Source organism: Bradyrhizobium sp. CFUWI (assembly GCF_056429085.1).
In genome coordinates this window covers 286,057-306,331 of sequence record NZ_JBWJZE010000002.1, presented here as the reverse complement: position 1 = coordinate 306,331, position 20,275 = coordinate 286,057, and the positions used below count along the sequence as shown (strand labels likewise).

15 protein-coding genes and 1 pseudogene are annotated in these 20,275 nt (G+C 65.4%); 2 read left to right on the top strand and 14 right to left on the bottom strand.

All coding sequences use genetic code 11. From position 1 onward, the window contains the following. Positions 1 to 52: 52 nt before the first annotated feature. Positions 53 to 286: a hypothetical protein gene (locus tag AC066S_RS05240; protein ID WP_126256339.1), complete on the bottom strand. Its 234-nt coding sequence runs from the start codon at positions 284 to 286 to the stop codon at positions 53 to 55. A 461-nt stretch (positions 287 to 747) separates the two neighbouring features. Between AC066S_RS05240 and AC066S_RS05235 the strand changes: the two genes are divergently transcribed. Further along, positions 748 to 1,245 carry a hypothetical protein gene (locus tag AC066S_RS05235; protein ID WP_126256341.1) on the top strand — a complete coding sequence of 166 codons (498 nt, stop codon included), beginning with the start codon at positions 748 to 750 and terminating at the stop codon, positions 1,243 to 1,245. Positions 1,246 to 1,396: 151 nt separating this feature from the next. On the opposite strand, the gene AC066S_RS05230 is transcribed toward AC066S_RS05235, so the two are convergent. From AC066S_RS05230 to AC066S_RS05210, 5 genes are all read right to left on the bottom strand, one after another. Next, entirely contained in the window at positions 1,397 to 2,617 is a 1,221-nt protein-coding gene (locus AC066S_RS05230) for an MFS transporter (RefSeq protein ID WP_478269087.1), read from the bottom strand. A 217-nt stretch (positions 2,618 to 2,834) separates the two neighbouring features. Continuing rightward, positions 2,835 to 5,201, bottom strand: coding sequence for an efflux RND transporter permease subunit (locus AC066S_RS05225; protein ID WP_478269086.1), 2,367 nt, complete (start codon positions 5,199 to 5,201; stop codon positions 2,835 to 2,837). 175 nt (positions 5,202 to 5,376) lie between these two features. Next, a complete protein-coding gene (eutC, locus tag AC066S_RS05220; protein WP_126256347.1) occupies positions 5,377 to 6,195 on the bottom strand; it encodes an ethanolamine ammonia-lyase subunit EutC in 819 nt (272 codons plus the stop codon). Next, entirely contained in the window at positions 6,192 to 7,778 is a 1,587-nt protein-coding gene (locus tag AC066S_RS05215) for a B12-binding domain-containing radical SAM protein (RefSeq protein WP_478269085.1), read from the bottom strand. Before AC066S_RS05215 ends, eutC begins: the two co-directional genes overlap by 4 nt. A gap of 146 nt (positions 7,779 to 7,924) precedes the next feature. Next, positions 7,925 to 9,307 carry an ethanolamine ammonia-lyase subunit EutB gene (locus AC066S_RS05210; RefSeq protein WP_478269084.1) on the bottom strand — a complete coding sequence of 461 codons (1,383 nt, stop codon included), beginning with the start codon at positions 9,305 to 9,307 and terminating at the stop codon, positions 7,925 to 7,927. Positions 9,308 to 9,530: 223 nt separating this feature from the next. On the opposite strand from AC066S_RS05210, the pseudogene AC066S_RS05205 reads away from it, so the two are divergent. Further along, positions 9,531 to 11,267, top strand: a pseudogene (locus tag AC066S_RS05205) (methyl-accepting chemotaxis protein); the annotation flags it as partial. Between the two features lie 203 nt (positions 11,268 to 11,470). Here AC066S_RS05205 and AC066S_RS05200 read toward each other — a convergent pair. The 8 genes from AC066S_RS05200 to AC066S_RS05165 all read right to left on the bottom strand — a co-directional run bounded on the left by AC066S_RS05200 (position 11,471) and on the right by AC066S_RS05165 (position 20,146). Then, the gene (locus tag AC066S_RS05200; protein WP_478269083.1) at positions 11,471 to 12,685 is read right to left on the bottom strand and encodes an acyl-CoA dehydrogenase family protein; all 1,215 of its coding nucleotides are present in this window, start codon (positions 12,683 to 12,685) and stop codon (positions 11,471 to 11,473) included. A 154-nt stretch (positions 12,686 to 12,839) separates the two neighbouring features. After that, positions 12,840 to 14,051, bottom strand: a complete 1,212-nt coding sequence (locus tag AC066S_RS05195) for an ABC transporter substrate-binding protein (RefSeq protein WP_135162456.1) — start codon at positions 14,049 to 14,051, stop codon at positions 12,840 to 12,842. Positions 14,052 to 14,196: 145 nt separating this feature from the next. Continuing rightward, positions 14,197 to 14,772 (bottom strand): HdeD family acid-resistance protein, encoded by a 576-nt coding sequence (locus AC066S_RS05190; protein WP_126256359.1) that lies wholly within the window; start codon positions 14,770 to 14,772, stop codon positions 14,197 to 14,199. A 127-nt stretch (positions 14,773 to 14,899) separates the two neighbouring features. Further along, entirely contained in the window at positions 14,900 to 16,423 is a 1,524-nt protein-coding gene (locus AC066S_RS05185) for an FAD-dependent oxidoreductase (RefSeq protein ID WP_478269082.1), read from the bottom strand. 26 nt (positions 16,424 to 16,449) lie between these two features. Continuing rightward, the gene (gene folE, locus AC066S_RS05180) at positions 16,450 to 17,076 is read right to left on the bottom strand and encodes a GTP cyclohydrolase I FolE (protein ID WP_135168033.1); all 627 of its coding nucleotides are present in this window, start codon (positions 17,074 to 17,076) and stop codon (positions 16,450 to 16,452) included. Between the two features lie 117 nt (positions 17,077 to 17,193). After that, complete coding sequence (locus tag AC066S_RS05175) at positions 17,194 to 18,087, bottom strand: alpha/beta fold hydrolase (protein ID WP_478269081.1); 894 nt, start codon at positions 18,085 to 18,087, stop codon at positions 17,194 to 17,196. A gap of 112 nt (positions 18,088 to 18,199) precedes the next feature. Next, positions 18,200 to 19,027, bottom strand: a complete 828-nt coding sequence (locus AC066S_RS05170) for an HD domain-containing protein (RefSeq protein WP_126256367.1) — start codon at positions 19,025 to 19,027, stop codon at positions 18,200 to 18,202. Between the two features lie 219 nt (positions 19,028 to 19,246). After that, positions 19,247 to 20,146, bottom strand: a complete 900-nt coding sequence (locus tag AC066S_RS05165; RefSeq protein WP_126256368.1) for a LysR family transcriptional regulator — start codon at positions 20,144 to 20,146, stop codon at positions 19,247 to 19,249. Between the last annotated feature and the right edge of the window lie 129 nt (positions 20,147 to 20,275).

Below are 20,275 nucleotides of genomic sequence, written 5' to 3'. Positions count from 1 at the left end.
AAGGGCCCGAAAAGGCGGCCCCGGGGCCGCCTATGTGGGCCAGTGGCCGAGCCTACTGGTTGTGATTCTTCAGGACCTGGTCGCAGGCCTGCGAGATCTTGGAGCGGTTCTCCTTGAGGCAGGCCAGAATGGTGAAATCGCCCTGGTCGATAACCGGACGGCAGAACTTCTGCACGTCGCGCGTGCAGGCTTTCTGCTCGGCGTCCGTGCCACGCCCCTGCTGGGCGAACGCCGCCGTCGAAACAGATGCCGACAGCAGGGTGAGAGCGACGAGAAGCTTACGCATTGTATTCCTTCATTCTGGCGGCAGAATCGCACCGGACCCGGACCGCACAGGGCGGACGACCGGAACGGCTTGTTCTGATGGCAAATCGCCGCGGACATAGCGGCTTTCAGAGAAGGCACAAGCACTGGCAAATGCGGCCAAATTGGCGCCGCGTCCACCAAATCAGGTCTTCCCTCAACCTTCATTGGCAGATGTAAGAGGTTGATACTACGTCATAATTCAAGGACGCCGCGTTTTGCTGCGGACCTGTTGCAGAGCTGCATCTCTCCATCCCGCCTTTGCCGCCGGAAACCTCCCGAAGCTGCGCAGACCGGGGGCCCCGGGCCTGGCGCGAGGCTTCGTGAATGGCCATCTCTGGCGGCCTGGCTTTGAACCTGCCACTGGCTCGGAGCACTAAACTTTCGATGTGGCGAGACGTTATCACGCGTAAGCGGGCGTCGTTCTAAAACGGGATATTTGAGATGACATTCTTTGGGCGATCTGGACTGGCAATCAAGGCGGCCGGCATCGGGGCGGCGCTGCTCTTCTCGGTTTCGGCAAGCCACGCTCAGTCGTCCGGCCCGTTTGCCGGTTTCGACGGCGCATGGACCGGCACCGGCACGGTGTCGCTGTCCGACGGATCCACCGAGCGCATTCGCTGCAAGGCCGACTACAAGGTCGCCGGCAGCGGCCTCAACCTGAAGCAGGCCCTGCACTGCGCATCCGACAGCTACAAGTTCGATCTCACCAGCGATGTGACGAGCCAGGGCGAGCGCATCTCCGGCAATTGGAGCGAGTCCAGCCGCAACATCTTCGGCAATCTCCAGGGCACCGCCGGCGGCGGCCAGATCGACGTGTTCGTCGAGGCCAACGGCTTTGCCGCCAACCTCTCTTTGCGCACCAACGGCACCAAGCAAACGGTGCAGATCTCCTCCAAGGGCGAGATCCGCGGCGTCAACATCACCATGACGAAGAGCTGATCCCGTCCCGCTTGAAAGGATCATGGCCCCCGGTTCTGCCGAACCGGGGGCTTTTTGTTGACATGAACTCAGGCGGAATCTGCCGAGATGGACCCGACACGCAAGCTCATGCTGTCGCACGAGCAGGACTACGCCGAGGGCGACCTCAAGTTCAATCCCTACGGGGTCTTGCGGATCGACGCGTGAGCGGGACCATTGCGACCAGCAGGCCAAGCAGTCCGTAGGCACCCGCCAGGACCAGGATCAAGCCGCTGTCGCCGGCCGTGTCGACGGCAGCGCCGGTGAGCGGGCCGCCCAACATGCCGCCGATGCCGCTGCTGAGCGTGAAGGCTGCGCTGCCCGCCAGCAAGGTCGAACCGCTGAAACGATCGCCTAGCTCGGCAAGCGCGACCGTGGTGACGCCATAGGCGCATGCACCCCAGACAAACAGCAACACGAACAGCATGAGCGGTCCCCGCTGGACGGCAAGAACAAGCAGCACGGCGCCCGCTGCGGTCGCGGCTGCAAGCCCGAAGAGCACGAGCCGTCGCGGAAACCGATCCGCAAGCCAGCCGACCGGAACTTGCAAGAACACGTTGCCGCCATTAAGCACGGCGAGGCCGATCGCCATGGCCTGCTCGGAATAGCCGTTCCTCATCCCGAACGCCGGCAGAAAGCTCAGCGTGGCATGATCGAACAAGCCAAAGGCCCCGACCGCAGCGAGCAGCACGGGCGCGCGCGGAAGGAAGCTCATGGTCGGCATGTGCTCCTTGATCGAGAAGCCAGGCAAACGGTGCGCGAAGATGGCCGTGATCAGCGATGCAGTCAGCAGGGCCACAATGCCGACCGCGAATGGCGGCCACCCCGAAGAGCCGGTCAGCGCAAGGGCGAAGGGGCCGAGCGAGAAACCGGCGGCCAGGATGGCCGCATAAAGTCCCATGATGCGGCCGCGATAGACCGACACGGCAATCTCGTTCAACCATGCCTTGTTGACGATGTAGAAACCGCCGATGGCGAGCCCGAGCGCGAACCGCGCCGGAAACCAGATCCAAAGCGTGCGAAACATCATCATCAGGGCAAGCGCTGCGGCCGCGGTCAGCGCGAGCCCGACGGCAGCCTTGTGGGCACCGATGTGCTGGGCAAGGCGCGGCACGCAAAGCGCGGAGGTCAGAAGCCCCATCGACATCATCGCGGCATTCGCGCCGATCAGAACGCCGCTGAATTGCTCGCCCTTGAGAACCAGCGCGAGCAGCGGCGACGACAGCCCGGTGGCGACGGCGAACACGCCCACCGTCGCGGTTACGAGCACGACTTTCATCCAATCCGGCGCGGCCGCGTCGCGCCGGGGCATTGCAGCCAGGCCCGATGAAGCTGGATCGGGCTCAAGGCACATGCCACCCCTCCTCAGAGCTGCTGTCGCCGAAGCCATTTAGCCTGCCACGCTCGCGCGTGTTTGCCGAATTGACGATGTCGGCAGGCCACACCTAGGGTTGAACAGGCTGGCAGGGCAAAGGTTCGTCAACTGCCGAAAAAACCTCGGCAGTTCCGCACGGGGCGAGAGCGGTGCCTGACCGCGTCGCGGGGGCGCCGTGGTGAAGGCGCGATGACGGCTAAATCGCCGGCTTGTCGGTCCCCTGCAGCCTGTCGTGCAGGTTGATCAGCCACATCGCCGTCGGCCTGAGAATGAAGAGGTCGGCGACGAGGGCCATCACCATCGAGAAGGCGCTGAGCCAGCCGAACAGCCTGAGCGACGGCAGGTCGGAGAACACGGTGACGACGAGGCCGCAGGCAAGCACCACCGTGGTCAGAATCAGCGCCGGGCCGACCAGCACGGTCGCCCGCTCCACCGCCAGCGCCGAGCCGACGCCGGGCTTGTTCTCCAGCCGCAGGCGGTTGAGGAAGTGGATGGTGGCGCTGAGTCCGAGGCCGAACGAGACGGTGAGCGCGACGACGCTGGCGAATTGCAGCCCCTCGCCCATCGCCCACAGTACCGTGCCCGACATCACCACGGGGAAGATGCCCGGCAGGATACAGGCGAGCGTCACCACCCAGGAGCGGAAGGCGAGGCCGATGAAGATCGCGACCAGCGCAAATTCGATCGTGAGACCGTGGTTCAGCTTCTCGATCATGTTGGCCGAGTTGCGCGCGGCGATGGCGGCGAGACCGGTCACTGCGATTTCGTAGCCCGGATGCTTCTTGCGGACGCCGTCGAGCTCGGAATCGAGCTTGTCGACGATCGGCAGCAACTGGCTGGAATCCTTGTCCGGCACGCGGCCGGCGACGACGACCGCGTCCTGCTCGGCGTCGATGAAGCGACGCACCAGATGCTCGGGGATGACGCTGACATATTCCTTCAGCGTCGCGACGTCGGCGCTGCCGGCCTTTTCCGTCAGCCAGCGACGCAGCGTCTCCAGCGACCACACGTTGCCGACGCCGGCGGACCTCTCGACCGTCGCGTGCACCTCGGCGATGGTCTGGAGCGTCTCCGGCGAATAGAGCGATTGCCCCTTCGGAAACACGATCAGCACGTTGACCGGATTGGCGCCGGTCAGCTTGGCATCGAGCCGGTCACTGGCGGCGACCGCCTGGCGCTTGTCCGGCACCTGGTCGGCGAGCCGGTAGCGCGGCTCCAGATTGGCGTAGATGACGCCGAGGCCGCCGACGAACAGCACCGCGATCAGGCTGAACAGGCCGGGCCGGCCGACCATGCGCACCGCGATCCAGTAGCAGAAATTGCGCAGCGCCTGCACGCCGGCATCGGCGCCCTGGAACTTGACTGCAAAGACCTTCTCGTTGCGCACGAACAGCACGCCGAACACGGGCACCAGCGACAGCACCGCGACGAGCGCGATGATGGTGGCGGCGAGCCCCGCCTCGCCGAACTTGCGGATCAGGTCGGAGTCCGAGAATTGCAGCGCGATGAAGGAAATGCCGGCGGTGCCGTGCGTCAGCACGCAGGCAGGGCCCACCACCAGCACCGCGTTCTTGAATGCGGTAAACTTGTCCTGGCCTGCGATCAGCCGGTCGCGCGCGGCGAAAGTGAGCTGCATCGAGTCCGAGAAGCTGATCACCATGATGAGCGGCGTCATCACGTTCAGGAACATGTTGAGGTTGAAATTGGCCCAGCCGAGCGCGCCGAGCGCCAGCAGGATCGCGATCATCGGCGGGAACGCCGCCGCGATCATGAACGAGATCTTGCGGAAGAAGATGATGGCGATGATGCAGCCGGCGAGGATGCCGAGGATGTTGTAGGTCAGCCCGTCGCGCTCGACCGCGTTGCGGATCTCGAGCTGCATCACTGGCACGCCGGAGAGCTGCACGTTGAGGCCGGTGTCCCCGAGCGTCTCCTTCATCAGCGCGCGGATATCGGCGACGGTCTTGGTCAGCTTGTTGGAAGCGACCACCTCCGGATCGAGCGAGAGCACGACCAGCGCCAGCGTGCCGTCCTCCGACAGCAGCTTGCCGCGGATGATCTCGTTGTTCTTGACGGTCTCGATGAACTTGTCGTAGTCGGCGCCTTCGGGCAGCTCGGCCGGGAACAGCGCCGCCGGCAGCTTGCCCGGTGCCGGCGCCTGACGCGCCGAGAACAGCGAGACGAGGCCACGCGTGCCTTCGACCAATTGCAGGTCGGTAACGAAGTCGCGCAGCTTCTCCAGATTGTTGCGCGCCAGCAGGTTCTTGCCCTCGACCACGACAAGGACGTCGAACTCCTCGGCCGGGAACTTCTTCGTCACCTCTTCATATTGTTTGAATTCGCGGCTGTCGGAGCGGAACAGCTGCGACAGCGAATCGTCGATCTTGATCCTGTGGATGCCGAACACGGCGCCGACGATCAGGACGAGCAGGACGATGCAGGAGACGATCGGCGCCCGGACGGCGATCAGCCCGAGGCGCTCCAGCCCGAAGGCGATCGAGGACGCAGGTCCCTGCTCGACCTTGTCGACATGAACCTCATTCTCGCTGTGCTTTTCGAGCATGCCTTATCCAGTTCCTAAATCGGCTCGGTCTTGAGAGCTTATTGCGCCCCGCGAACGGCTTGAAAACGCCATACCAATGGGAGGCTTGCCCTTTGAAAATGCGCGGAAAATCGCCGCGAGGGGTTTAGCAGGTCAATTGCCCTTCTCGCAAGCAGGCGAAGTGCGGGCGAATCGATCAAGATGTGGCGATTTCGGGTCCCTGCCCCCGGTCATCCGGGGGAAATGTGCCAATTCGACGCGGCGCGCGGTCCGCGCTCTCGTCCTTCAGCGCCACGCCGCTGACCTGCCGGGCCAGCCCCTCGCGGACCAGCCAGGCGATCTTGAAGGCGGCCTCGTCATAGCTGAGCCCAGCCTCGTGGATGTTGGACACGCAATTGCGCTCGGCATCGGTGCGGCCGGGCTTCGGCGCGAAAGTCAGATAGGCGCCGAGACTATCCGGCGCCGACAGGCCGGGCCGCTCGCCGATCAGCGTCACGACCATGCGCGCGCCGAGAATGGCGCCGATCTCGTCGCCGAGCGCAACGCGCGCGCCTGAGGCGACGACGACCTGGCCGAGCGCGACAGCATCCCCTTCCGCCAGCAACGGCAGCAGGCGCTTCACCAGGGCCGCCGCATGGGCGTGGACCGCCGCCGCGGACAGCCCGTCGCCGATCACCAGCGCGAGCTGGCATGGCGCGGAAGCCGCGCGCGTCAAAACCTCGACCGAGCCGAGCTCGAGCCGTCGCCCCAGATCCGGCCGCCGCAGATAGTCCCTGCGGTCGACCGCCTGGCTCCTCGCCTCGGTGACGGCAAGTCCCAGCGCGCCGAGATCGGCGAGCAGGCGCGGCGCATCGAAGGCGGCATGCACGGCATCGCGGGCGCGGGCATGGTCGAGCGTGAAGTCGAGCAGCGCCTTGGTCGGCACGCTTGCACCAGTGCGGCCCAGGGCAACGCGCGCGGGCGTGAATGACCTGAGGTCAATGGTTGGGCGGGCCGGAACGGACTTGTCGCTCATTCGGCGGGAACGGCGGCCTCGCGCAGCCGGATCGAGTAGTTCGAGGCGTTCTGCCTGCCGCTGGAGGCCGCGCGCGCAAAGGTGATGAGATGATGCGCGATCAGGGTGCATCCGATCAGGCCTTCGAGATCGCCGCGCTTGATGCGTCCCAGCGCAAACTTCCAGAACACGCGCCTGTAGTCGCCGAGCACGCCGACCTTCCAGAAGATGTTGCGCAGCATGACGAGGCCGCGGCGGATGTTGGGCCAGGTCTTCATCTCGTCCGGCACCGGCACCTTGAGACGCTGCGTGTAAACATGATCGCACTGATGCTGGTAGCGGGCGTAGACCTTCTCGGGCGCGTAAGCGAGCGCCATGGCCTGCTTCCAGGAGGCGACGACCTCATCATAAGGCAGCAGGAAATCGACGTTGGAATCGCGGCCGTCGTCGTGGATCAGGCGGCCTTCGCGCTCGAGCCGGTCCCACAGCGGCGTCTTCGGCAGCGCCTGGAGCAGATTGATGGTGAGCAGCGGAATGCGCGATTCCTCGACGAAGGCGAGCAGCGCCTCCCCCGTATTCGGCTTGTCGGTGTCGAGCCCCATGATGATGCCCGAGACGACCTCCATGCCGTAGGAGTTGATGGTGCGCACGCCTTCCAGGATCGGGACCATCATGTTGTGGTCCTTCTGCATCGCCTTCAGCGCGTCGGGATCGGGCGTCTCGATGCCGCAGAAGATGGTGATGAAATAGGCCTCGCGCATCTTCTCCAGGATCTCGGGCCGCTTGGCGATGTTGAGCGTCGCCTCGCAGGCGAGCCGGACCACGTAGCCGGTCCGCTTCTGCCATTCGATCAGATGCGGCAACAGGTCCAGCGCCGCCTTGCGGTTGCCGATGAAATTGTCGTCGACGAAATAGACCGTGTCGGTCATGCCGCATTCGCGCAGGCGGTCGAGCTCGGCGATGATCTGCTGCGGCGTCTTGATGCGCGGGTTGCGGCCGTAGAGGCCCGGGATGTCGCAGAACTCGCATTGATAGGGACAGCCGCTGGAATATTGGATGCTGCCGAGAAAATATTTCTTCACGTCGGCAAGTTCGTAGGCCGGGATCGGAAATTCCGTCATCGGCACGCGATCCTTGGTGGTCAGCACCACCTGGCTCTCTGGGCGGGAGGTGTCGCGCGACAGGATCTCGATCAGCTGGTTGGTGGCATCGCCGAGCTCGCCGACATGGAGATAGTCGAATGACGGGTAATAGTCGGGACAGGCGCTGACGGAGGGGCCGCCGAGTGCAACCGGCAGGTCGAACTCATGCGCGCGGCGGCAGATGTCGTTCATCTGCTGGCGCTGGATGTGCATGCCGCTGACGAAGACCGCCTCGGCCCATTCGAACTCTTCCCTGGTCGTGCGGCGGAGGTTCTCGTCGACGAATTTGACCTGCCAATCCTGCGGCAGATAGGCCGAGATCAGCAACAGCCCCTGCGGCGGCATGAAGGCGCGGACGCCATCGGTCAGCGGATAGGAATGCTCGAACGTACCGAACGAGGAGGTGTAGCGCGGAAACACACAGAGGATCCGCCGGGACGTTCCGTTACTTTCAGCTCGCATCTAAGCTCCCCCGCCACGCTCGACCTGGTTGCGGAAATTGCCAGCCAGACACATAGCGTAATGCTGCCGCCGGAATTTCTCAATATTGTGGCGAAAGCATAATCCCGCGGGCGCCAAATGGTTTCCTGAGAAGAGCCTTCCTTCGCTCAGGCGATCAGCCGCGAGGCAAAATCGGGCAGCAGGCCCGCATCGCCGGCAATCCGGAAATCGGCGCCCGCGATGCCCGACCGCGCCAGCCAATCGTCGAATTCCGGGGCGCGGCGCAAGCCGAAGACGTCACGGACATAGAGCGCGTCGTGAAAAGACGTCGACTGGTAGTTCAGCATGACGTCATCGGCGCCGGGGACGCCCATGATGAAGGTGACGCCGGCGGCGGCGAGCAGCGTCAGCAGGTTGTCCATGTCGTCCTGGTCCGCCTCGGCGTGGTTAGTGTAGCAGATATCGATCCCGAGCGGCAGGCCGAGCAGCTTGCCGCAGAAATGATCCTCCAGCCCGGCGCGGATGATTTCCTTGCCGTCATAGAGATATTCCGGGCCGATGAAGCCGACCACGCTGTTCACCAAGAGCGGGGCAAAGGCGCGGGCGACCGCATAGGCGCGCGCCTCGCAGGTCTGCTGGTCGACGCCGTGATGGGCGCCCGCCGACAGCGCCGAGCCCTGGCCGGTCTCGAAATACATCACGTTCTGCCCGACGGTGCCGCGCCGCAGCGACAGCCCGGCCTGCTGCGCCTCCTTCAGCAGCGCAAGATCGATGCCGAAGCTGCGGTTGGCGGCCTCGGTGCCGGCGACCGACTGGAAGACGAGATCGACCGGCACGCCCTGCCCGATCAGCGACAGCGTCGTCGTGACATGGGTCAGCACGCAGGCCTGCGTCGGAATCGTCAGCCGCGCGATGATCTCGTCGAGCAGGCGCAGCAATTGCGCGATCACGGCCGGATCGTCGCTCGCCGGATTGACGCCGATGCAGGCATCGCCCGCCCCGAGCAGGATGCCGTCGAGGATCGAGGCGGTGATGCCCCTGGCATCGTCGAACGGATGGTTGGGCTGCAACCGCGTGCTCATCCGCCCCTTCAGGCCGATGGTGTTGCGGAAGGCGGTGGTGACCTCGCATTTCCGCGCCGCCAGGATCAGATCCTGGTTGCGCATCAGCTTCGACACCGCAGCCGCCATCTCCGGCGTGATGCCGCCCGCCAGCCTGCGCAGGACCTCGGGCGTTGCGGCATCCGACAGCAGCCAGTCGCGGAAGGCGCCAACCGTCAGGGATGCCACCGGCGCGAAGGCCGCCGCGTCGTGGCTGTCGATGACGAGGCGGGTGACCTCGTCGGCCTCATAGGGGATGACCGCTTCCTGCAGGAATTGGCCGAGCGGGACGTCGGCGAGCGCCATCCGGGCCGCGATCGTCTGCTCGGCGGTGTCGGCGGCGATCCCGGCCAGCCGGTCGCCGGAGCGCGGCGGGGTCGCCTTGGCCAGCAGATCGCGCAGGTCCGGGAACGTGTAGGTCGTGGCGTCGATGGTGTGGCGGTAGACCAAGGGCCTCTCCGGGGTTCGTCGGCCGCTGGCCGAGCCCAAGACTGTCCGGACACTATATCCGCGGATCAAGACGCTGAAATATCATAGCTTTCCTTCGACCAATGGCCAACAGAGCCGACCGACGCGTTAACGCGGCATCCATCTTCGTTCTGCATAGTTTTGCATCAATTTTACACGCCCCCGTTCACCGGCCGTTTCAGGCCATTCCGGCCCCCTGAGTACCATGACATCAGACCGATCTGGGAATGCCGCCAAGCTGGCAGGCCGCTTCACGCTTGCCACCAAGCTCTATGCGATCTTCACGCTGTTCGCGCTGCTCACGGCGGCGATCGCCACGCTGTCCGACTACAACAGCCGCCGCAGCGCCGACCTGACCAACGCGATCGAGACGGCGAACGCCGCCGCGCTGAACGTCGAGCGGGTCAACTCGCTGGTCTATGCGGTCGTGATGGAATCGCGCGGCGTCTACATGTCGACCGAGCCCGCCGTGGTGAAGAAATACGGCGACGGCCTGCTCAAGTTCAACGCGCAGATCCTGGACGTCGTGAAGCGCTGGGAGACCATCGTCAAGGCCGACGATGCCGAGCAGTTCGCCACCTTCAAGAAGCGCATCGAGCAATTCGTCGAGTTCCGCAAGGAGCTGGTGCGCCGCGGCGTCGAGATCAATGCGGCCGCGGGCCGCGAATGGGGCGACAACGACGCCAACCGCGCCGTGCGCTCGGCGCTGAACAAGGATCTCGAGGCGCTGTCCAAGGTCTATGCCGAGCGGGCCAGGCAGATCGCGCAGCAGACCGCGGCCAACCATGGATTGTCCTTCGTGCTGACCTGCCTCGGCGGCGTGGCGCTGGCCCTGGTCGTGATCGGCATCGTCATCATCGCCCGCTCGATCGCCCGGCCGCTCGCCGCGATCACCGCGACCATCAAGCAGGTCGCCGACGGCACCGAGGACGTCGTGGTGCCGCACTCCGACCGCGCCGACGAGATCGGCGCGCTCGCCCGCGCGATCCAGGTCTTTCAGGAAGCCATGCGCCGCAACCGCAACCTCGCCTCGCAGGTCTCGCAGGACTCCGCCGCCCGCGAGGAGCGCGCCCGCCACATCGAGCGATCCGTCGAGCAATTTCGCGAGGCGATCGGCGCGATCATGCGCGGCCTCAGCGACAACGCCTCCGTCATGCGCCAGACCGCGCAGACCATCACCCGCGTCACCGCGGATGCGAACAGCCGCGCCGGCACGGCGGCGAACGCCACCGCGCAGGCCGCGCACAACGTCACGGCGGTGGCGGGCGCGGCCGAGGAACTGTCCGCCTCGGTGGTGGAGATCGGCCGCCAGGTGCGGCAGAGCGCCGGCGCGGTCGAGCAGACCGGCCAGCGCACCGAGAAGTCGATCTCCGAGATCGAGAGCCTTGCCGCGGCCACGCAGCGCATCGACGGCGTGCTCAATCTGATCCAGGCCATCGCCGAGCAGACCAATCTCCTGGCGCTCAACGCCACCATCGAGGCCGCGCGCGCCGGCGATGCCGGCCGCGGCTTTGCCGTGGTCGCCCATGAAGTGAAGGCGCTCGCGGGCCAGACCGCCAAGGCCACCGCCGAGATCAGCGAGAACGTCGCGATGATCCAGGCCTCGACCCGCAACGCGGTCGACGCCGTGCGCGAGATCGGCGGCGCGGTGCGCGAGATCAACGAGGTCACCTCGGCGATTGCCGGCGCCGTCGGCCAGCAGGACGCCGCCACGCGCGAGATCTCGTCCAACGCGCAGAGCGCCGCGCAGGGCAACGAGACACTGGTCGCCAACATCACCTCGCTGCGCGACGCCATCGGCGAGACCGACACCGCCGCAGCCTCGGTGCTGACGGCGGCGGGCAGCGTTGCCGAGACCGCGGACACGCTGTCGCGCGAGGTCGAGACGTTCTTCCAGAACCTGCGTGCGGGGTCGGGAGACGGGCGCGTCGCCAAGGCGGGATCACGGCGCGGACCGGGTCTTGCGAAGCCGTCGGCGGCTCCCGCGCCCCCCCAAAAGCGCGAAAACAACCCCATGCACAGTAGCCGACAGCAGCGAAATCAATGAGTTAGCTGGTGCGCCGGCTTGCGGATTTTACGAACCCGCTTTGACTCGTCGGGCACCACACCGGCAGGATGTCATCACGGCGCACCGCGATGTGGGCCCTACCCCATCACCCCGCCGCGCCTGATCAGCTCCTTCCCCACCGCCGCCAGATGCACCTGGTCCGGGCCGTCGCCGATGCGGATGAAGCGGGCGTAGACGTAGGCGCGGGCGAGGAAGGTGTCCTGCGAGACGCCGGCGGCGCCGTGGATCTGGATGGCGCGGTCGATCACTTGGGCGGCCATGCTGGGCACGACGATCTTGGCCGCGGCGATCAGGTCGCGCGCGGCCTTGTTGCCCTCGCGGTCCATCTTGTCGGCGGCCTGCAGCGTCAGCAGACGGGCCTGCGCGATCTCGCAGAAGGAGTGCGCGATGTCCTCGCGCACCGAGCCTTGCTCGGCGAGCGGCTTGCCGAAGGCGACACGCGACGCCGCGCGCTGGCACATCAATTCCAGGGCGCGCTGGGCGCAGCCGATCAGCCGCATGCAATGGTGGATACGGCCGGGACCGAGCCGCCCCTGCGCTATCTCGAAGCCGCGCCCCTCGCCGAGCAGGATGTTTTCGGCGGGCACGCGGACATTGTCGTAGACGATCTCGGGGTGGCCGACCGGGGCGTCGTCATAGCCGTAGGTCAGCATGTCGCGGACGATGCGCACGCCGGGCGTGTTCCTGGGCACCAGGATCATGGATTGCTGGCGATGACGGTCGGGATCGTCGGGCGCGGTCTTGCCCATCACGATCAGGATCTCGCAATCCTCGTTCATCGCGCCCGAGGTGAACCACTTCCGCCCGTTGACGACGTAGTCGCTGCCGTCACGCGTGATGGCGCACTGGATGTTGGTGGCGTCGCTGGAAGCGACCTGCGGCTCGGTCATCGAGAAACCGGAGCGGATGCGCCCCTCCAGCAGCGGCTTCAGCCAGCGCTCCTGCTGCGCCTTGGTGCCGTAGTTCGCCAGCACCTCCATGTTGCCGACGTCGGGCGCCGAGCAGTTGAACACCTCTGGCGCCCAGAGGATGCGCCCCATGATCTCCTTCACGGGCGCGTATTCGAGGTTGGTGAGGCCCGGTCCGTGCTCGCCGGATAGAAACAGGTTCCAGAGCCCCTGCTCGCGCGCGAGCTTCTTCAGGTCCTGCAGCACCGGCGGCGTCTTGTAGCGCGCGGCGTCCGGCTTCACCTGCTCGTAATAGAGCTCCTCGACCGGCTCGACATGCGTCCGCATGAACTGGCGGACGCGGTCCTGAAGCTCCAGCGAACGGGGAGAGTGTTGAAAGTCCATGATGGGTCCTCCTGTTCGCCTCGTCGCGCGTCAGTGTCGTAGGGTGGGCAAAGCGAAGCGTGCCCACGCATTGTTTGCGACCGAGAGAGGTGGTGGGCACGGCGCCTTGCGCCTTTGCCCACCCTACGATTTCTGACTCGCGGAGAGATACCGCTCACGTTCCCTTCAGCAATTCGCTCGCCACCACCCAATCGTTGCCGTCGAACTGCAGCATGTAGCCGTCCTTGATCGGGCGGAAATCCTGCGGCGTGGTGTTGAGGGTGATGCCGGGCATCAGGAGCGACAGCGGCACGCTCTTCAGATTTGCGGCCTGCGCCATGATGTTCTCGCGCGTCAGATTGTCCTTGCACTGCCTCAGCAGCACCACCAGGGCCTCGGCGACGGTGTAGCCGTAGAGGCCGGCGACGTTGTTGACGTCGGCGTTGGGCAGGCGCTTCTTCATGAAGTCGATATAGGCCGTCATGGCCGGATCGTCCTTCGGCTGCTCGACGAACGGCTTGAGCGCGCCGAGCGAGAGCACGCCCTTGCCGGCTTCGACGCCTGCCGGCACCATCACGGTGGCCTTGTTGGCGCAGCCCGAGGCGAGGAAGCGCGTCGGCTGCCAGCCGACCTCGTGCGCTTTCCGGATCGCCTGCGCGCAGGCGCGCGGCGTCACCGAATAGATCATGAAGACGTCGGCCTTGGTGCTCGCCAGCGTCAGCACCTGGGAATCGACGGTGGGATCGGCGACCTCGAAGCTCGAGGCCATCGCGATCGCCTTGTCGGCGTCGGCCCCAAGGGCTTCCTTGACGCCGCGCAGATATTCCTTGCCGGCATCGTCGTTCTGATAGAGCACCGCAAAGCGCGCATTCGGGTTCTTGGCGCGGGCATAGGCGACGTCGATCGCGGCCTCGCTGGTGTAGTTCGGCGCCCAGGGCAGCGCCATCGACCAGGGCATGTTGGCCGGATCGTTCCACTTCGAGGCCGAGCTGATCAAAAACAGCTGCGGCACCTTGTTGCTGTTGAGATATTTCGCGATCGCCGAGCTCGGCGCGGTGCCCATGGTGGCGAAGATGAAGGCAACGCCGTCGCCCTCGACGAGGCGCCGCGCCGCCTCCATGGTCTTGGGCGGCGAGAACGCGTCGTCCAGCGAGATCAGATTGAGCTTGCGGCCGTTCACGCCGCCCTTGTCGTTGACCTCGTCAAAATAGGCCGCGATGACCCGGCCCGTGATGCTGAGCGGCGAAGCCGGTCCGCTATAGGGCATCGTGTTGCCGATCTTGATCTCGGTGTCGCTGACGCCGGGACCGTAGGACTTCTGCGCGGAGACAGGCGTCGACAGGCAGGCGGCAGCCAGCGCTGCGGCCAGGACCAGAGCGGCTTTCATGGTTTCTCTCCGATGATTGTCGCCGCACGAGATCGTGGCGTGAACGCACGGCGCGCTGCTTTTTTGTCAGCGCGCCAGCTCAGCGGAGTTCGGCAAGGTGGTCTTGCGTCGAGTTGCTGATGGTCCGGCACTCAGCGCGCAGGAGCTAGCGGCGCGACTTCAAGCCGAGACCAAGGCTGACCCAGCCCGCACCCGCCATGATCAGGTCGATGCCGAGAAACAGGCCGAGGATGTAGACGCTGTTCACCGGCCAGCGCGCCAGGATCAAAAGCCCGAGCAGCAGCGTGACGACGGCCGACAGCGCCACCCAGACCCACGGGCTCTCGCGCTTCATGCTGAAAGCGAGAAACAGCCTGACTGCGCCAGAGGCCAGCAGCGAAGCGCCGAGAAAGAGAGTGAGCAGCACGGCGGCAAAGAGCGGATTCGCGAAGGTGAGGAAGCCGGCTACAATGTAGAGCACACCAAGCAAGGCCCAGATCAGGAATCTTCCCCAGCTCTTCATCTGGAATGCGCCGATCACCTCGGTCACGCCGGCAACGATCATCATCGCGCCGACCACGATCACGCTCGCCACCGTTGCCATCATCATGCTGCCGAGCGCGACGAAGCCGGCGATGAGGTAAACGACGCCGAGGGCGACGATCCAGCCCCATTTGGCATGTAGCGCCGAGATACCCGAGCCGAGACTGGAAGGGTGAGGTGCATCTGAAGCACTTGTCATTGGCCACTCCTGCATGCGAAGCCCGCGGGCACACGCCAGGATAGCACGCACCGCACCGGGACGACAGCCAGCAGATCAGCTCTTACCCGCCGCAACGTTGACGCAAATCAAGATCGGGCGCCCCGCTTCAGCCGCGTGAGCGCTCCATCTCCAATTCGGCCTTGAGATTATCGAGATCGCGATAAATTGAAGCAACCGCGAGCACGCGACCGCCCTTGCGGTACTTCAACAGGCAGTCCTTTCCGGAGATGCTGCCGTCGATCGCGATGTCGTCGAAGTTCTCGGCGTGACCGACATAGTTGATCGGCACGTCGTAGTGCTGGCTCCAGAAGAACGGCACGGCATCGAAGCGCTCGCGCCTGCCGAGCATGTTGCGCGCCGCGGTCTGCCCCTGCCGCTCCGCCACCACCCAGTGCTCGACGCGGATGGTCTGCCGCGAACGCGGATCGGGCCAGCGGGCGATGTCGCCGGCCGCGAAGATGCCGGCTACGCTGGTCTCCAGATATTCGCTCACGCTGACGCCACGATCGGCCGCCAGCCCCGCCTGCTCGGCGAGCGCGAGGCGCGGCTTGACGCCGATGCCGACGACGACGACGTCAGCCTCGATGACGGCGCCGCTCTTCAGCGTCGCGCGCATGCCGTCGAGCCTCTCCACCTTATCCTTCAAGTGGAAGATGACGCCGTTCTCCTCGTGCAGGGACCGGACGAAATCGCCCATCTCGGCGCCGAGCACTTTCTGCATCGGCCGCTCGTCCGGCGCGACCACGTGCACCTCGATCTTGCGGGCCCGCAAGGAGGCCGCGACCTCGAGTCCGATGAAGCTGGCGCCGATCACCAGTGCGCGCCTCGCACTTGCTGCGGCCTTGATGATGGCGCGACTGTCGGCGACCGAGCGCAAGGTGTGAACATGCGGCTGGTCCGCGCCGGGAATCTGCAGCTTGACCGGCTCGGCGCCGGTCGCGAGCAGCAGCCGGTCGAACGGCAGCTTGTCGCCATTTCCGAGCGTGACGCTGCGCGTCTTCGCATCGATCGTGGCGACGTCGGTGTTGAGCCTGAGATCGATGCCGGCGTCCTGGTAATAGCCCTCGTCGCGCAGCGGCAACCAGTCCTCCGGCGCGTTGCCCGCGAGGTAATCCTTGGAGAGGTTGGGCCGGTCGACCGGCATCGCGCCGTCATTGCTGAGCATGGTGATGGAGCCGGCAAAGCCCTCGCGCCGGAGCGTCTCGGCGGCGGAGAAGCCGGCGGCGCCGCCGCCGACGATGACGAACTTCTCCGACGTCGGCGCGCTGCGATGTGCGGCCGGCGGCGTCAGCGCCTCGCGCTTGCGCCGAACGACGATGCTGTCGCCATCGCGCGTGACCTCCCAGACCGCCAATGCATTCAACGCCGGCGGGCGGGTGGCTTCGCCCGTGCGCAAGGAGAAGCAGGCATGATGCCAGGGACAGCGGATGGTGTCGCCCACCACCAGGCCCTCGGCGAGCGGACCGTGATAATGGCTGCAGGCCGGCTCGATCGCGAAGATCTCGCTGCCGGCCTGCACCAGCAGGACGTCCTCCTCGCCGACGTGACCGAGCAATTTGCCGTCCTTGAACGCGCTCAGCGATATGCCCTTGCTCAGATCGGGTCCGCTCGGCTTGTTGTCCTCGGCCATGGCGACGCCTCCTTCTTGCGCGCGGGTCAATCGTCCGAATTGGCGAGCCCCAGCAGCTCCTGGCGCGTCAGCGCATTGTCGCGGAACACGCCCAGCATGCGGCTGGTGACGAGATCGGTCCCGGGCTTGTGCGCACCCCGCGTGGTCATGCAATGATGCGTCGCCTTGATGATGACGCCGACGCCTTCGGGCTTGAGCACGTCGTTGATGGTATTGGCGATCTGCGCGGTCATCTTCTCCTGGATCTGGAGCCGTTTGGCGTAGACGTCCACCACGCGTGCAAGCTTGGAGATGCCGACGACGCGCCCCTGCGGAATATAGGCGACCCAGGCGCGGCCGACGATCGGCGCCATATGGTGCTCGCAATGGCTCTCGAAGCGAACGCCGCGCAGCACGATCATCTCGTCATAGCCTTCGATCTCCTCGAAGGTCTTTTGCAGGATCTCGGTCGGGTCCTGCGCGTATCCGGAGAAATACTCCTCGAAGGCGCGTGCGACCCGGTCCGGCGTCTCGCGCAGGCCGTCGCGCCCGGGATCGTCGCCGGCCCAGCGGATCATGGTCCGGACCGCCTGCTCGACCTCCGCCTTGTCGGGCCGTTCGACCGGCGCCTGCGCCACCGCGACACGTTCGAGCTTACGCACGTGCGACATCATCGGGATCCTCCCCTGCAATGAGCCGCATAGGTTAAGCGGCCCCACAGCTTGGACGGCTGCAATCGGAAAAGGTTCCCGCCGATCAGGGAAAATTGGGAGGGGCGGAGCTTGGACTGCCTATGCCGCAGCCGCCGTCCGGACGTCGATCACGGCCTGCGCCCATTCGGCCGGCCGCTCCTGCGGCAGATTATGACCGGCATCGGTGAAGACGCGCCGTTCGAAGAAGCCCTCGAACTTGCGCGCGTGATGGGCGGTGCCGGGATTGACGCCGTCGCTGTCGCCGTCGATCGCAATGGCCGGGACGCGGATCTGCGGCTGGCTGGCGAGCCGCGCCTCGATTTCCGCATAGGCGGGATCGCCCGCGACCAGCGCGTAACGGTGCCGGTAGGAATGGATCACGACATCAACGAAATCGGGATTGTCGAACGACACCGCGCTCCGCTCGAACGTTGCGTCGTCGAACGCCCATTTCGGCGACCACATCGCCCAGAGCTGGCGGGCGAAGCCGCGCCGGTTGCGCTCCAGCGCGCGGCGGCCGCGCTCGTTGTGGAAGAGATATTGATACCAGAGTGCCGCCTCCTCGGGCGGCGAGGCCGGTTCCATGGCACGGGCGATGTTCTGGATGTTGTAGGAATTGCCGCTGACCAGCCCGATCACGCGATCCGGATAAAGCGCTGCGACCACGCAGGCCGCGCGCCCGCCCCAATCATAGCCGCCGACGATTGCGCGCCGGATATCGAGCGCGTGCATGAAGGCCAGGAGATCGGCGCCGAGTGCTGCCTGCTCGCCGGAGCGCAAGGTCGAGGCGCTGCGGAAACGCGTCGGCCCATAGCCGCGCAGCCAAGGCACCAGCACCCGCGCACCGGCCTCGGCGAGGATCGGCGCGGTCTCGGCATAGGCGTTCACGTCGTAGGGAAAGCCGTGGCCCATAATGCAGGGCCAGCCGTCGGGCGCGCCGTATTCGCGATAGGCGATGTCGAGGATGTCCGTGGTGATGGTTTTTTGTTGCATGGTTTTGCTCACGGATTTTGCGCACTATCGTAGCCCGGATGAGCGCAGCGACATCCGGGATGCGGCGCCGCCGGCCCCGGATATCGCTGCGCTCATCCGGGCTACAACGGGCCTATGTCTGCGGCCCGGACAGCGAGATGTCGCGCTCGGCGCGGAACACGTTGCTGTAGAGGTTGGCGATCCATTGCCGGCCGATCTCGGTCTTGTTGAGATAGCCGATCTCGGTCTGGATGTGCGGTGCGACGCTGTTCCAATAGAACTGCGGATAGCGGTTCACGATGTCGGCCGGCGAATCGTAGCCGAGCTGGCGATTCATGCCGACTTCCTCGAACTCGTAATAGAGTGCGTTGGCCTTGCGCAGATAGTTGGGATCGCCGAGTTGGCCGATGAAGTCGGCCGCGCGCAGGATCGAGGCCTCGTCGTCGTATTCCTGGCCCTGGCGCGCCGGAAAGCGCGTACCCTCGATGGCGCGGGCAACGCGCTCCGGATCGAGCCCGGGAATATGCCGCAACCGCCGCGTCACATATAGTTTCGAGCGGTCGACGTGATACATCATCAGGCTCGCGTCGGATGCACCGCGCGGCAGCGAGATCTTGGTGTCGGACGCGTCGATGACGAAGCCGTCGGCGTCGTCCTCCTCGAACAGCCCGCGCACATAGCCGATGTCGTGGGCGAGGCAGGCGATCAGGATATGGACGTAGTCCTCAGCCGACAGATGGGTATGGAGACTCCGGCCGCGCAGGATGGCCTGGGCCGCCAGCGTCACCAGCATCGTGTGCTCGATATTGTGATAGAGCGCATCGCTGTTGCCGATGCATTCCATCGCGGTGCGGGTCGCGCTCTCGACGATATTGGCAGAAGTCTCATCGTACCGGCGACGCATGAACTTACCGAGGAAGTCCTCGAGGGATTCAGCCGCCAGTCTCGGTAAGGTTATCATGGCTGCAGCCCCGTCCGCCGCTGGTGTCCCACGCTCTCTCCCGACGCCTCTGTTGTTCTCGACGCGGTGCCAGCATAGCCCATCTTGGGCCGGCTGACCAAATTCCGCATCAAAAATTCGTAAATATGTTACATTGCCGCTGCGCAACATAGCGGTTGCGTCTAGCATCTGATACACCCTGAGGGCGACAGCCGGAAAGATCCAGGCCTGACGACCGCCTTACGGGGCGGACAAGATGTCGGCGCCATCGGCCGAGCGCGAAAGGCTTCTGGCCAAATAGAACAGCTCGACCAGCTTGCCGCGTTTGCCGGCCAGCGAGAAGATATATTCGGGCGATTCCGCCTCGATTTCCGCGATCGCCACCTTGGCGATGCGATCGATACGGCTCGAGCCGTGCTCCCAGACGAAGCCGACACCGAGCCGGTTGGCGACGGCCTCCAGCATGCCCTCGCGCGTGTTGACGACGATCGCCGGGCTCGCGCGCAGATTGACGGCGCGAAACGCCCGGTCCACGACGCGCTGGGTCGCGGAATCCCGAGTCCGAAACACCAATGGATATTGCAACAAGCTGACGGCGGACACGCGCGATTCCCGACTGAGGTCGTGGACGGGGTGGCAGATCGCGACGACGCGCTGCTGCACGCAGGGTTCGCGACGGAAGCGATTGTCCTGCGGCACCTCCGGCAGCACCGCAACGTCGACACGCTGATCGACCACCGCCGCCATGATCGCCGACCAGCTCCCGATCTCGATGTTGATCTGGATCTTCGGATACAGGTTGCGAAAGGCCGCGATCAACGCCATGCCGGGCATGGCGTTGCCGAGCCCAATGCGAAGCTCGCCTCCCGTGAGCTCATCGCGCTGCTGCAGGATGGCCAGTGCGTCCGCCTCGATCGCCTGCATGCGGCTCGTCGCTGCGTAGAGCCGGCGGCACAGCGGCGTCGCGATCAGAGTCTGGCCGTGCCGGTCGAACAGCGCAACCGCGAACTCGGCCTCCAGATCGCGCACAAGCTGGGCAACGGCCGGCTGCGACACCCCAAGCCGCCTTGCTGCGGCGGCAAAGCTGCCGGTCTCGAACACCGCATTGACCGCCCGGACGCGCGAGGACGTCAACGCCACGACAACAACCCCAAGTCGATCTCCGTCTGCCGAACCCGGCAAAAGCAAAACCTGGGATGACCATAAGGACGGCCATTGACCGTTATGTGAATGTCAGATGCGCTCCCTACTCCTCATGCGCCGCAACAA